The organism is Pseudomonas sp. (genome assembly GCF_030150285.1).
Lineage (GTDB): Bacteria > Pseudomonadota > Gammaproteobacteria > Pseudomonadales > Pseudomonadaceae > Aquipseudomonas.
Genome location: NZ_JASLGE010000032.1, coordinates 164943 through 178895 on the forward strand (window position 1 = coordinate 164943; position 13953 = coordinate 178895).

Consider the following 13953-nt stretch of genomic DNA (forward strand, 5'->3'; position numbering starts at 1 on the left):
AGCCGCAAGCGGGGCCGAACGATGTAGAATGCACGGCCCTGTGTTTGTCCGGAATCATTAATGGATCGCCCGCATTTTCGAGCTGCTTTTTTTCATCCGCGCTATTGGCTGCTATGGCTAGGGCTTGGCGTGCTCTGGCTGGTGGTGCAACTGCCTTACGCCACTCAGTTGTGGATTGGCCGTGTACTCGGCGCGTTGATGTACCGCGTGGCGGGCGACCGTCGGCGTATCGCCGCGCGTAATCTTGAGCTGTGTTTCCCCGAAAAGTCCGACGCCGAGCGTAAGCGTTTACTCAAGGAGAACTTCGCTTCAACCGGTATTGCCTTCTTTGAAATGGCCATGAGCTGGTGGTGGTCCAGGCCACGTCTGGCCCGACTGGCCCATGTCGAGGGGCTGGAGCACCTCAAGCAGGCGCAGCAGGAGGGCAAGGGCGTTATTTTGATGGCGTTTCACTTCACCACTCTGGAGATTGGGGCCGCCTTGCTGGGCCAGCAGCACACCATCGATGGCATGTACCGCGAGCATAAAAATGCGCTGTTTGATTTCATCCAGCGCCGCGGGCGCGAGCGCCATAATGTCGATTCGCTGGCCGTTGAGCGCGATGATGTGCGGGGTATGCTCAAGTTGCTGCGCGCTGGCCGAGCGATCTGGTATGCCCCGGACCAGGACTACGGTGCCAAACAAAGCATCTTTGTACCGTTGTTCAATATTCCGGCCGCGACAGTGACAGCCACCAGCAAGTTCGCCAAGCTGGGCAAAGCCCATGTTGTGCCTTTTACTCAACAACGGTTGGCAGATGGCAGCGGCTATAAGTTGGTGATTCATCCGCCCTTGACGGACTTCCCCGGAGAAAGCGATGAGGTCGATTGCCTGCGTATCAATCAATGGGTCGAGCGGGCAATCCGTGAATGCCCCGAGCAATACTTGTGGGCTCACCGGCGCTTCAAGACCCGCCCGCCGGGTGAGCCGAAGCTGTACGAAAAACGCCGTTGAAGCTGGCGGCCATGGTGCTTGTTCATGAGTGTCAAGGCCCCCGTAACAGGTCTGATTTTGTCGGGTGGCGGCGCACGGGCGGCCTATCAGGTCGGTGTGCTGGCGGCGATTGCCGAGTTGCTGCCCGCTGGGGCTGCCAACCCTTTTCCGGTGATCGTTGGCACTTCGGCGGGGGCGATCAACGCCGTTAGCCTGGCCAGCGGTGCTATGGCGTTTTCTTCGGCCGTCGAGCACCTGACCGCGTTTTGGCAGGGGTTCGAAAGCCATTTGGTGTTGCGCAGTGATTGGCCGGGTGTGATCCGGCAAGCCAGCCGGTTTTTTGGGCATAGCTTGCTAGGGTTGGGGGCATCGGTTCCGGTGGCCTTGCTCAACAGTGCCCCCTTGCGCGATTTGCTCGTGGATAAAATCAACTTTGCCGGCATTGAGCAGGCCATCGCCGAGCAGCATCTGCGCGCGGTGGCGGTTACGGCGTTTGGCTACTCTTCGGGTCAGGCCGTAACCTTTTATCAAGGTCAGGGTGCCATTGAGGGGTGGTTGCGCCATCGACGTATCGGGTTGCCAGCCGCGTTGACGGTTGATCATTTGCTGGCCAGTTCGGCCATTCCGCTGCTGTTTGCACCGGTGAGGATCGGTGACGAGTTTTTCGGCGATGGCGCAGTTCGCCAGTCCGCGCCCATAAGCCCGGCCCTTCACTTGGGGGCCAGCCGCGTACTCGTTGTCGGGGTGAGCGGCAACCCGCGCGGGCCTGATCCGCACATGGGGCAGCCGCGCTTTTTCAATACGCAGCACCCTACATTGGCGCAGATTGGTGGGCACATGCTCAACAGCACGTTTATCGACAGCCTTGAAAGCGATATTGAGTTGCTTGAACGCCTGAACCACTTGGGGCAACTGTTGCCGAGCCAGCCAAGTCATTTGGGCTTGGCCCCTGTTGACGTGTTGGTGATTGCACCGAGTCAGCCCATTGACGAAATTGCTGCCCGGCATCGGGATGAGTTGCCATCAGCGTTACGTCTGTTTTTGCGTGGTCCGGGTGCGACCAAAACCAGTGGTGCAGGCGTGTTGAGTTACTTGTTGTTTGAGTCGGGTTATTGCCGGGAACTGATTGAGTTGGGGCGCAGGGATGCGTTGGCCAAACGTGAAGTCTTATGCAAATTTCTGAGCATTTAGCATCAGGCACCTACTGTGACGGCAGGTACTAAAAAACTCTCTGGCTCCTAGGAATTCCCCTACATATCGGTCTGTGTAGTTACTGTAGCTTCGCCACCCTTTATGCCGAGGACTAAAACCGGTTCTCGCTCACCGGGGTGTGCACATGCCTGTAATCCGTCCGTTTAAAATCAAGCCACTGGCTTTATCAATCCATGCGTTGTCCGCGGTTACTGCGCTGGTTCTCAGCCAAACGGCTGCTGCCATTCCCGTCATAGGGGAGATGACGATTGATGATCGAACCCCTGTCCAACGTTATGAGGTCAGTGGCGCTGGCAGCAAATTGACTGCCAATGTGGCGACGACGCGAGCGATCAGCGTGAGCACGGGCGCAGAAGTTGAGTTGAATGGCTCGGTGGTTGATGGCCGCGCAGACGACGCCTTGACCCTGGAAGGTGCCACGGCGGCCATGACCGGCAGTAACCTTAGCAGCGAAACCGTAGGGCTCAATGACCTGGGCGGCAGTGACATCACGGCTGCCAACAGTTCAATAACAGGCGGTAATACGGGCGCTATTGTAGGGTCCGGCAGTACGTTCACTTTGCAAAATACCCGTATTGTCGGGTCGTATGCGGACAGTGTCGGCTTGCAACTGCAGGGGGGCAGTGTGCGGGCAACGAATGAAAGCGTCATTCGTGGCGGGCAGGCAGGCGTGGTAATGGCACCCTCGGCAGGGGCGGGCGACACGCATTCGCTGGAGCTGGATAATTCCAGCGTAGAGGGCGAGACCGGTTCGGCCATTGTCGTCGGAGAGGGCGGTGCGGTTAACGCGACGATCAGCGTGTTGAACGGCTCAACCCTGACTGGCGGTAACGGCACGCTGCTCGAGGTGAATGCGGGTTCAACGGCCTCTTTGCAGGTGGATAACAGCCATCTGGTGGGGGACGTGATTGTCGAGGCCGGTAGCACTGCCAACCTGGTGCTTGATAACTCGGCCACCTTGATCGGGCGCCTGGAAAATGTGTCAAGCCTGGAGCTTAACCGTGGGGCGCAATGGACCCTGGTTGAGAGCAGTCAGTTGGGTGACGTGTCCATGGACGGGGGCGCGATCAAGCTTGGCGAGCCCGGCGCTTTCTATACCTTGTCGATGGACAGCCTCGAAGGCAATGGCACCTTTGTGATGGATGCCGACTTTACCCTGGGAAAAACCGATGTGCTTGAGGTCACCGGCCTGGCCAGCGGCGACCACCGTTTGATGATAGGCAGCAGCGGGACTGATCCCTTGGCGGACAGCAAGCTCAGTGTGGTGACAACCGGTGGCGGCGATGCCGAGTTCTCTCTGGCCACAGACCGCGTCGACCTGGGGGCCTATTCGTATGACCTTGTTCGCGAAGGCAATGAATGGTTCCTGGCCTCCAAAGGTACGATAAGCCCCGGTACCCGGTCAGTGCTCGGTCTGTTCAACGCCGCGCCCACCGTGTGGTATGGCGAAATGAGCACCTTGAGCAGCCGCATGGGTGACATCCGCATGAACCCGGGCAATGCAGGTTTCTGGGTGCGTGCCTATGGCAATAAATTCAACGTGTCCGGGCGTTCGGGGTTTGCGTATGCGCAGCAACAGCAAGGCATGTCTTTTGGTGCCGATGCGCCGCTGCCCTATGGCGATGCCCGCTGGTTGGTGGGGTTGATGGGCGGGTACAGCCAGTCGGACCTGGACCTTCAACAAGGGACTACTGGCAAGGTCGACAGTTACTACTTGGGTGCATATGCCACGTGGGCGGATGATTCGGGTTTTTACGTGGATAGCGTCGTGAAGCTCAATCGGTTTCAGAACGAGTCAAGCGTTGGCATGAGTGATGGCTCGATTGCCAAAGGTGCTTACGCCAACCATGGTCTCGGGGCCACTGTGGAAGCAGGCCAGCATATAAAACTAGCCAATAGCTTCTATGTAGAACCCTATGCACAAGTCGCGGCGTTGGTGGTGGAAGGCAGCGAGTACACGCTGGATAACGGTATGAAAGCGGAGGGTGACCAGACACATTCTGTGCTGGGCAAGTTAGGCGTGACGGCTGGCCGCCATTTCGACCTGGGTGATAAACGTTTGCTCAAGCCCTATGTGCGTGCTGCCTGGGCTCAGGAGTTCTCGGCGCGTAACAAGGTTGAAGTCAATGGCAATGCCTTTAACAACGACCTTTCCGGTTCTCGCGCCGAGTTTGGTGTGGGGGTTGCGATGACCATGACCGATCGGATCAGCCTGCATGCCGACGTCGAGTACAGCCATGGCGAGAAAATTGAACAGCCTTATGGTGTCAATGCCGGTGTGCGTTACAGCTGGTAAGAACCAGGCTGTTGAACACCTGACGGGGATTGAGGCCAAGCTGGACTCAATCCCCTTGTGCGTGTCAGAGGTTACTCTGCAATCTGCAGTTTGCGTGCTTCGGTGTAGATGTAGCGCAACTTGTCGTATTCAAACGGTGAGTCGAACTGGCCGTAGCGGAAGCTGGTGTTGTACCGCTTATCAATTGCCTGCAACAGCCAGATCTCTGGGTTGCGCGTGCTTTCGTGAGGCACATTGAGGAAGTTGATCTCTTGGTTGGCCCCATAGTCGACCACCAGGCCCGTCGTATCGCGCAGGTTTGAGGGGCCGAGAATGGGCAGCATCAGGTAAGCGCCACCCGGTACGCCATAAAAGCCCAGTGTTTGCCCGAAATCTTCACTGTGGCGCGGCAGGCCCATTGCCGTGGCAGGGTCCCACAGGCCGCCAAGGCCCAGCGTTGTGTTAAACAGCAAGCGCGCGGTGGTTTTCAATGAGCGCTCGCCCTTGAGTTGCAGCACGCTGTTAAACAGGTTGGGCACATCGCCGAGGTTGTTGAAGAAGTTGGTGACACCGGTACGTACAAAGCTGGGTGTGACATAGCGATAGCCATCGACAACCGGTAGAAACACCCACTGATCGAAGCGGTAGTTAAAGTGGTAGATGCGTCGGTTGATCGATTCCAGCGGGTCGTAAACGCTCAGCGCGTTCATGGTTGCCCGTTCAAACTCGCGTTGATCGAGGCCGGGATTGAACTTCAGCATCTTTAACGGCTGAGTGAACCCGTCGATGTCCTGTTTGCGTTCGGTATGTGCTGCACTGTCGTCCGCCTGGGCATAGCCTGCGCTCAGCAGGGCGGCAGCCAGTAATAAATGTTTAGCCACGGAAGAACTCCAGCATGGCGTCTGCATTGACGCGGTAATTGAGGTTGCCGCAATGGCCGCCATACGGGTAGACCGTCAGGCGATTGCCGAATGTTGTGCGCAGAAAGCCAAGGTCGCCAGGGCCGAGAATGATGTCGTCAGCATTGTGCATCACCGCAATCTTTGGCGTGTTGTGCAGGTAGTCCTTCAGGGCGTACAGGCTGACCTGGTCGATCAATTGCAGCAGGCTGCCGCCATCGGTACGGGCGCGCCACATCGGAATGACTTGCTCAGTCAGGTAGCAGTCGAAGTCGCATTGCAGTGCACGCTTGAGGAAGGGCGTGAGGCTGGTGCCTTCGGTGATCGGGTAGTTGGGCGGCGTTATCAGGCCGCGACGGTTGATCAAGTCCGAAGTGAATACGATGTCGGCAGACGAAAACCGGAACATGGTGCCGATCAACATCGCCATTTGCTCGTTGGTCAGGCGCTCTTTGGAGTTCTGAATGTCATACACCAACGCGGCATTGAGGTCGACGTAGCCTTTTTGCTTGAAGTAGCGCGTCAGCTTGGCCAGGACCAGTTCATAGAAGGTGGTGCTGTTATTGACACCCTTGACCTCGGTTTGCACCAGTTTGTCGAGGTTGCTGATCGAGGTGTAGAGGTTGACGGGCGGGTTGAGCATCAACACTTTTTTGAAGTTGAAGCTCTTGCGGGTTTCATCCAGGTGGCTGACGAACGCCGCATCCAAGGCACCCAGGCTGTAACCGCTCAGGTAGTACTCCGTGACGGGAACATTGGCTTGTTGCGCGCGCACCGCTTGCATGACCCGGTACAAGTCTTCGGCATCGTACTGGCTAACGCCCGGCGTGGCGAAGCGTGAGGCCGCGCTCATAAAGTCATAGCTGGTGGGCGATGACAGTTGAACGACGTGATAGCCCTCTTGGTAGAACAGCTTTTTCAGGTATTCGTTAAGGCTGCTGTGATAAGGCGCGCCGGTGCCGGCAATCAAAAATATCAGAGGAGCCGGGTGGTCTTGCGTGGCGATGCGATAGGTCAGCTTTTTAACCGACCAGAAGTTGGCTGGCAGGGTGAACTCACGCTCAGGGCGCAACCTGAGGGTGTAGTCCGATTGTGAGATCTCATCATCGCTCGGCAGCAGCGGGCGCATCTCGGGTGGGGTGGTAGCAATGGTGGCTTCAAACGGGTTGGTAATGGGGTAGCCATAGGTGGCGGGATCTATATCAACCGCTCGTGCGGACGCACTCAAGATAAGGCCGCCTAGCAAGGCAGCGAGGGGTAGAGAACGAAGCATGATGACTATCCCTGGAAAAGGTGCGGAGAAGGTTCGCAAACTCTGACCACCGGGCAGCCGTTGAAGTGCCACGGTGGGCGTACATTCATTCAAAAACAGACGGTGGGCCATCAAATGGCAATCAGACGATACACGTTGAATGACTTTAGTGAACAGATATCTCTTTGCAAGGCTTGCATAGACAAGGCGGGCGATTAAGCTGAGCGCCGTTTTGTTTATCGGAGTGTGTCATGCGCCCACGTTTGCCGTTGGTCCTGCTACTTATCGCCCTGCCAGTGTGGCTGGCTGCCAGCTATGGCTTGCGTTACGGCTTTATGGAAGATCCGCAATGGGTAGGGCTGTGCGTGGCCGATGCCGCGCGTTGGGAATGCCAGCTGAGGGCTAGCATGGGGTGGCTGATTCATTTCAGAGTGATGGGGTGGTTGGCGCTGGTGACGTCGGTGATTGCGTTCTTTGTGCCGGGTGGCTTCGGGAGAGCGCTGGCGATACTGGCCCTGCTGTTCGGTTTTCCAGCGTTGGTGCTGTACAACGCGAGCCTGGCCGTGTTTGCCGTGGTGATTGCCGGGTTGCGGCTAGTGCGGGCTGTGAAGTAAACCCAGCCTTGGCAGGAAAGGGCGGTCGATTGCTCGCGATCTTTTAACGATCAAAAGATCGCGAGCAAGCTCGCTCCTGCAGAGCATGCTCGCGATCTGGTTTTTGATCCAAGGGCCCTCCTGCACCGTTACATCGCGCGTTTTCGAACGCTGCGCCAAAGAGCCATAACCATCAGCGCGCTCACTAGCGCCCACATCCAGGCTTGTTCGTTGTGCAGGCCTTCGCGGTACAGCTGTATCGGAAGGCCCGCCGCGATGATCAATGCCAACAGGCCGAACTCGCGGCGTGGGCCACGGGTCGGGCGACACAGGTAAACCAATGCAGGCAGCAGCAGCGCCGCACTCGGAAAGCTGCGGTAGCGCGGCTCGAATACCAGCCCCAGCATCATGACCGCACCGGCAAAGCCGGCTGCTGCCAGCCACACGCCCGCCCGGCGCTCCAGCGCAGTGTACAGGCGCTCACGCCAGCCCTTTCGTGGGCTTAGGGTCAGTGCCGCGTGAGTCAAAACGATGAGGTTCAAACCAAGCAACAGGCCAGCCCAGACCCACTCACCGACAAAGCGGCTGGTGACGCAGGCCAGTTCAGCCCACGCCACAATGCTACAGCCCGCCACTGCTCCTAATGCCGGGAGCAAGAGTGCGTCACGCGTGCTGCGAACACGTCCGCCCAGCACCAGCGTGCCCAGGAACAACGCTGCACCCAGGCCCAGCCACAGGGGCCAGTGCGGCAGGTTCGACACGGGGCCGGCCAAAATGCCCTTGTCCTGGCGATCGGCATCAAACAAGCCCCAGTACCCACCTACGGCCCCTTCGCTGCCGCGTTTCCAGGGCTGATCGAAGGCTTCGATCAAGTTGTATTTCCAGCCGTTTTGCTCAGCTTGCGTTACAAAGCCGCGAATGAATTTGGCTTCGTTAACCCGGCTGGGCAGGGCGGTTTCGCGCTGGCGGCCTTCGCTCGGCCAGCCTGTCTCACCTATCAGGATGTCTTTAGGGGCGAATTTGTCGCCAAATACGCGGCGAATCTGCACAACATGGTCCACGGCCTGGTCGATGCCGGCAGGGTCATCCTCCCAATAAGGCAGCAGGTGAATGGTCAGGAAGTCGACCGCGGGGGCGATTTGCGGGTGCTGCAACCAGAATTCCCAGACTTCGGCGTAGGTCACAGGCTGTTTGATGTGGCGCTTGACCTGATCAATCAGGTTCACCAACTGCGGGGCGGTCACTTCTTTGCGCAGAAGTGCCTCGTTGCCGACGATTACGGCGGTGATGACGTCCGGGTTGGCATTGGCCGAAGCGATCAAAGCGCTGATTTCTTCGGCAGTGGCCTGCGCATTGCTGCTCACCCAAGCACCGCTCATCATGGTCAGGCCGTGCTTTCGGGCCAGATCGGGTAGGGCTTCAAGGCCCGCCTGGGAATAGGTGCGAATGCATTCGAACCGCGTGGCGAGCAAGGCCAGGTCGGCGTCCATGCGTTCAATACGGGGCACAAAGGGTTGGTCGAACGGCGATTGGTCTTTGTCGAAGGGTGTGTAAGAGGCGCATTGCAATTTGTGGGTTGGGGTGGCGGCATCGGGCAGAACCACCGGTTGACCCAGGCCATACCAGAAACCGGCAATGGCAAACACGCCCAGCACGCAGGCGAACAGGTAAGGCAGCACGGGGAAGCGGGCAGTTGCAGACATGGTCAGGCCGTATGGGAACAAAGCCGCGCATCTTACCTGCAATTGGGAAGGCTTATCGCCCGGGTATAATTTTGACACGCAAAGTTCTCGCGCCAGTATGGACATCTGGTGCGAGTATCTGTGTATGCAGCGCGATAATGTCGTTTGTGGCTGCCTCAGCGTCGTCGTCAGAGCAGGGTGTGCAGCGGTTGAAGTCGATGATCATTGGGCGGCTCGGCACTCGTCGGGCCCGGCACGGCGAGGAATCGACAATGAAGATGCGAGGGTTGTTAAGCGCAGGAGCTGCCTTGGTGCTGGCGATGAGTGCGGGAGTGGCGAGTGCTCAGAGCAAAGCGCCGTTAAGTATCGGGTATGTTGATGGTTGGTCTGACAGTGTGGCGACCACCCACGTGGCGGCTGAAATCATCAAGCAAAAACTCGGGCATGACGTCAAGTTGATGCCCGTGGCGACCGGAATCATGTGGCAGGGGGTAGCGACGGGCAAGCTGGATGCCATGTTATCGGCCTGGTTGCCAGTGACTCACGGCGAGTACTGGGCTAAAAACAAGGACAAAGTGGTTGATTACGGCCCTAACTTTAAAGATGCCAAAATCGGCTTGATTGTGCCGGAGTACGTGAAGGCGCAGTCGATCGCGGACTTGAAGGGTGACGACGGCTACAAGAAAAAAATTGTAGGCATTGACGCGGGCTCGGGCGTGATGCTGAAAACCGATCAGGCGATCAAGGACTATGACCTGGGTTATAAACTGCAGGCCAGTTCAGGTGCGGCGATGACTTCGGAGTTGGGCCGTGCTTATGCCAAAGAGGAGCCGATAGTGGTCACCGGTTGGGTGCCGCACTGGATGTTTGCCAAGTGGAAGCTGCGATTCCTGGATGACCCAAAAAGTGTTTATGGCGCTTCTGAAACTGTGAATAGCATCGGCAGTAAGGAACTTGATAGCAAAGCCCCGGATGTCGCTGCCTTTTTAAAGAAGTTTTCCTGGAACTCCAAGGATGAAATTGGTGAGGTAATGCTGGCCATTCAAGAGGGGGCAAAACCTGAAGCGGCGGCCAAGGAGTGGGTGGCCAAGCACCCTGAGCGTGTAGCTGAATGGACCGCTAAATAATTGCGAAGCGTCTAGTTCGCCGTACACAAGACCGTTTGGTGTTTGCGCCAAACGGTTTTTTTGTGCGCATTGTCTTTTTCAGCAGGGCATCGTCCTTACAGCGTAGAGAAACCGGGGGCTGCGGCGATTTGAGGTTCTACTACTAAAGTCGTCTGGATTAGAAATTGAAGCGCCCCAATAGTGAAAACGTTCCAACTCATCTGTGCTGCGAGGACAAAAATAATGAACGACAGCATTTACCTCAAGATTCAAAACAGCCCGCGCTTCAAGGAGCTGGTTAAAAAAAGAGAACGATTCGCCTGGATTCTCTCGGCAATCATGCTCGGATTGTATGCCGCTTTCATCCTGCTTATTGCTTATGCGCCGCAAGTGCTGGGGGCCAAGTTGAGCCCCGGCTCGTCCATTACCTGGGGGATTCCGATTGGAGTAGGGCTGATTATTTCGGCGTTTATTCTGACCGGCATCTACGTACAACGGGCCAATGGCGAATTTGACGAGATGAACGCTGCAATTCTCAAGGAGGCTGAGCAATGATCCGGCGTCTATTGGCAGCACTGGGCATGGCGGCTTTGGCCCCTTGTGTCTGGGCAGGGGAAGCCCTGACCGGAGAAGTTCAAAAGCAACCGCTTAACATCTCTGCGATTATCATGTTCGTGGCGTTTGTAGGCGCAACTTTGTGCATCACGTACTGGGCCTCAAAACGCAACAAATCCGCGGCGGATTACTACGCTGCCGGCGGTAAGATCACAGGCTTTCAGAACGGCCTGGCAATCGCGGGCGACTATATGTCTGCCGCGTCCTTTCTCGGTATTTCCGCACTGGTTTACACCTCGGGCTACGATGGCTTGATTTACTCCATCGGCTTCCTTGTGGGCTGGCCAATCATTCTGTTCTTGATCGCAGAGCGTCTGCGTAACCTGGGCAAGTACACTTTCGCAGACGTCGCTTCGTATCGGCTGGGTCAAACCCAAATTCGATCTTTGTCGGCCTGTGGCTCGCTGGTGGTGGTGGCGTTCTACCTGATTGCGCAGATGGTCGGTGCTGGCAAGCTGATCCAGTTGCTCTTTGGCCTGGACTACCACGTTGCGGTGATTTTGGTCGGTATCCTGATGTGCCTGTATGTGCTGTTCGGCGGCATGCTGGCGACGACCTGGGTACAAATCATCAAGGCGGTGTTGTTGCTGTCGGGTGCGACATTCATGGCCGTCATGGTGATGAAGCACGTTAACTTTGACTTCAACTCGCTGTTTGCCGAGGCCGTGAAAATTCACCCGAAAGCGGAGGCCATCATGAGCCCTGGCGGTTTGGTGAAGGATCCGATTTCGGCATTCTCCCTGGGGCTGGCATTGATGTTCGGTACTGCCGGTCTGCCGCACATTCTGATGCGCTTCTTCACCGTCAGTGACGCTAAAGAAGCCCGTAAGAGTGTGTTCTACGCAACGGGTTTCATTGGTTACTTCTACATCCTGACCTTTATCATTGGTTTTGGCGCGATCATCCTTGTCAGCACCAACCCGGACTTTAAAGACGCTGCTGGCGCTTTGTTGGGTGGTAATAACATGGCGGCCGTGCACTTGGCTGATGCGGTAGGTGGCAGTATCTTCCTGGGCTTTATCTCGGCAGTGGCTTTTGCCACGATCCTGGCGGTGGTTGCAGGCTTGACATTGGCTGGTGCTTCGGCGGTGTCTCACGACCTGTATGCCAGCGTGATCAAGAAAGGCAAAGCCAACGACAAGGACGAAATTCGCGTCTCGAAGATCACCACGATTGCACTGGGTGTTTTGGCAATTGGCCTGGGCATCCTGTTCGAAAGCCAAAACATCGCGTTCATGGTTGGCCTGGCGTTCTCGATCGCCGCGAGCTGCAACTTCCCGGTTCTGCTGCTTTCCATGTACTGGAAAAACCTGACGACTCGCGGAGCCATGATCGGTGGCTGGATGGGTCTGATAAGCGCGGTTGGCTTGATGATCCTGGGTCCGACCATCTGGGTGCAGATCTTGCATCATGAAAAAGCGATCTTCCCTTACGAGTACCCAGCGCTGTTCTCAATGATCATTGCGTTTGTGGGTATCTGGTTCTTCTCGATCACTGATAAATCCAAGTCGGCCGTTAAAGAGCGTGCACTGTTCTTCCCGCAGTTCGTGCGTTCACAGACGGGTCTTGGGGCGAGCGGGGCGGTGGATCACTAAGGCAGTAGCAAGCTTTTAGCTGCAAGCTGCAAGCTGCAAGTTTAGAAGCAGTAGGTGTTAAGAAATCCCCCTGTCGTGAGGCAGGGGGATTTTTTGTGTGCCGCAGAATATGCCTTCGTCAGCGACAGCAGTCGGCGTGTAGGCGTCAGCCTGTACGGGACAGGGTGAAGATCACGGTGAACATGCTGGTTGGAATGCCGATTGTCTTGAGGATGATTCCCGAGTAGGAGCGAGCTTGCTCGCGATCTTTTGATCTTTAAAGGATCGCGAGCAAGCTCGTTCTTACGCGTAAGGTGTTTTTTGTGCACAAAAAAACGGCCTCTGCTCTTTATATAAAAGGCAGGGGCCGTTTTGTTTGCAGCTAAGACGCTATCGTGGGATATGCCTTACTTGCGGTCTTCCAGCTTGGTCAGGTCACGCTGTTCGTAACCGGTGTACAGCTGGCGTGGACGGCCAATCTTGTACGGGCTGGACAGCATTTCTTTCCAGTGCGAGATCCAGCCAACTGTACGGGACAGGGCGAAGATCACGGTGAACATGCTGGTTGGAATGCCGATGGCCTTGAGGATGATCCCCGAGTAGAAATCGACGTTCGGGTACAAAGAGCGTTCGATGAAGTACGGATCGGTCAGAGCAATCTCTTCCAGGCGCATGGCCAGTTCGAGTTGCGGGTCGTTTTTGATCCCCAGCTCTTTCAGGACTTCGTCGCAGGTCTTCTTCATGACGGTGGCGCGCGGGTCGCGGTTTTTGTAAACGCGATGACCGAAGCCCATCAGTTTGAACGGATCGTTCTTGTCCTTGGCTTTGGCGATGAAGGTGTCGATGTTGGACACATCGCCAATTTCGTCGAGCATGGTCAACACAGCTTCGTTGGCACCGCCGTGAGCAGGGCCCCACAGTGCCGCGATGCCGGCAGCGATACAGGCGAACGGATTGGCACCCGAAGAGCCCGCCAGACGCACGGTAGAGGTCGACGCATTCTGTTCGTGGTCGGCGTGCAGGATAAAGATCTTATCCATGGCCTTGGCCAGTACCGGGCTGATCGGTTTGATCTCGCACGGCGTGTTGAACATCATGTGCAGGAAGTTTTCGGCGTAGCTCAGGTCGTTACGCGGGTACATCATGGGCTGGCCCATGGAGTACTTGTAAACCATTGCAGCCAAGGTTGGCATTTTGGCAACCAGACGGATCGCGGAGATTTCACGATGCTGCGGGTTATTAATGTCCAGGGAGTCGTGGTAGAAGGCCGATAGGGCTCCGACTACACCGCACATGACCGCCATCGGGTGGGCGTCACGACGGAAGCCGTTGAAGAAGGTCTTCAACTGCTCGTGAACCATGGTGTGGTTTTTTACGGTGCTGACGAACTTCGCTTTCTGCTCTGCGGTCGGCAGTTCGCCGTTCAGCAGCAGGTAAGCGGTCTCTAGGTAGTCAGACTGTTCAGCCAGTTGTTCGATCGGGTAGCCTCGGTGCAGCAGGATACCGTTATCACCATCGATATAGGTGATTTTCGACTCGCAAGATGCAGTCGACATGAAGCCCGGGTCGAATGTGAATCGGCCCGTAGCCGTTAGGCCGCGCACATCGATTACATCGGGACCCACGGTGCCAGTTAAAATGGGCAGCTCGACGGGGGCTGCGCCCTCGATGATCAACTGCGCTTTTTTGTCAGCCATGTGGCCTCCTATTTATGCTTGAAATCATCAGACAGACCCCCCACGCAGGGCCCGCACCACTATAGTGAGATAAATT

11 protein-coding genes are annotated in these 13953 nt (G+C 56.7%); 7 read left to right on the top strand and 4 right to left on the bottom strand.

The annotated features are described in order from the left end of the window. Positions 1-60 precede the first annotated feature (60 nt). The 3 genes from Q1W15_RS07470 (at position 61) to Q1W15_RS07480 (ending at position 4480) form a co-directional block, all read left to right on the top strand. Complete coding sequence (locus Q1W15_RS07470) at positions 61-993, top strand: lipid A biosynthesis lauroyl acyltransferase (protein WP_300725671.1); 933 nt, start codon at positions 61-63, stop codon at positions 991-993. A 24-nt stretch (positions 994-1017) separates the two neighbouring features. Continuing rightward, positions 1018-2163: a patatin-like phospholipase family protein gene (locus Q1W15_RS07475; protein WP_300725676.1), complete on the top strand. Its 1146-nt coding sequence runs from the start codon at positions 1018-1020 to the stop codon at positions 2161-2163. 145 nt (positions 2164-2308) lie between these two features. After that, positions 2309-4480 (top strand): autotransporter outer membrane beta-barrel domain-containing protein, encoded by a 2172-nt coding sequence (locus tag Q1W15_RS07480; protein WP_300725679.1) that lies wholly within the window; start codon positions 2309-2311, stop codon positions 4478-4480. 71 nt (positions 4481-4551) lie between these two features. On the opposite strand, the gene Q1W15_RS07485 is transcribed toward Q1W15_RS07480, so the two are convergent. After that, entirely contained in the window at positions 4552-5340 is a 789-nt protein-coding gene (locus tag Q1W15_RS07485) for a VacJ family lipoprotein (RefSeq protein ID WP_300725682.1), read from the bottom strand. Beyond that, positions 5333-6631 carry a serine/threonine protein kinase gene (locus tag Q1W15_RS07490; RefSeq protein ID WP_300725685.1) on the bottom strand — a complete coding sequence of 433 codons (1299 nt, stop codon included), beginning with the start codon at positions 6629-6631 and terminating at the stop codon, positions 5333-5335. The genes Q1W15_RS07485 and Q1W15_RS07490 overlap by 8 nt, the downstream gene beginning before the upstream one ends. 230 nt (positions 6632-6861) lie before the next feature. Between Q1W15_RS07490 and Q1W15_RS07495 the strand changes: the two genes are divergently transcribed. Then, a complete protein-coding gene (locus Q1W15_RS07495) occupies positions 6862-7224 on the top strand; it encodes a hypothetical protein (protein WP_300725688.1) in 363 nt (120 codons plus the stop codon). Positions 7225-7352: 128 nt separating this feature from the next. Here Q1W15_RS07495 and Q1W15_RS07500 read toward each other — a convergent pair whose 3' ends face one another. Continuing rightward, positions 7353-8906, bottom strand: coding sequence for a glycosyl hydrolase family 17 protein (locus Q1W15_RS07500; protein WP_300725691.1), 1554 nt, complete (start codon positions 8904-8906; stop codon positions 7353-7355). 251 nt (positions 8907-9157) lie between these two features. On the opposite strand from Q1W15_RS07500, the gene Q1W15_RS07505 reads away from it, so the two are divergent. The 3 genes from Q1W15_RS07505 to Q1W15_RS07515 all read left to right on the top strand — a co-directional run bounded on the left by Q1W15_RS07505 (position 9158) and on the right by Q1W15_RS07515 (position 12201). Beyond that, on the top strand, positions 9158-10012 hold the full coding sequence (locus tag Q1W15_RS07505) for a glycine betaine ABC transporter substrate-binding protein (protein ID WP_300725694.1): 855 nt from the start codon (positions 9158-9160) through the stop codon (positions 10010-10012). Positions 10013-10234: 222 nt separating this feature from the next. Next, a complete protein-coding gene (locus tag Q1W15_RS07510; protein WP_300725697.1) occupies positions 10235-10546 on the top strand; it encodes a DUF485 domain-containing protein in 312 nt (103 codons plus the stop codon). Then, entirely contained in the window at positions 10543-12201 is a 1659-nt protein-coding gene (locus tag Q1W15_RS07515) for a cation acetate symporter (protein WP_300725700.1), read from the top strand. The genes Q1W15_RS07510 and Q1W15_RS07515 overlap by 4 nt, the downstream gene beginning before the upstream one ends. A 386-nt stretch (positions 12202-12587) precedes the next feature. Here Q1W15_RS07515 and gltA read toward each other — a convergent pair whose 3' ends face one another. Beyond that, positions 12588-13877 carry a citrate synthase gene (gltA, locus tag Q1W15_RS07520; RefSeq protein ID WP_300725703.1) on the bottom strand — a complete coding sequence of 430 codons (1290 nt, stop codon included), beginning with the start codon at positions 13875-13877 and terminating at the stop codon, positions 12588-12590. Positions 13878-13953 lie beyond the last annotated feature (76 nt).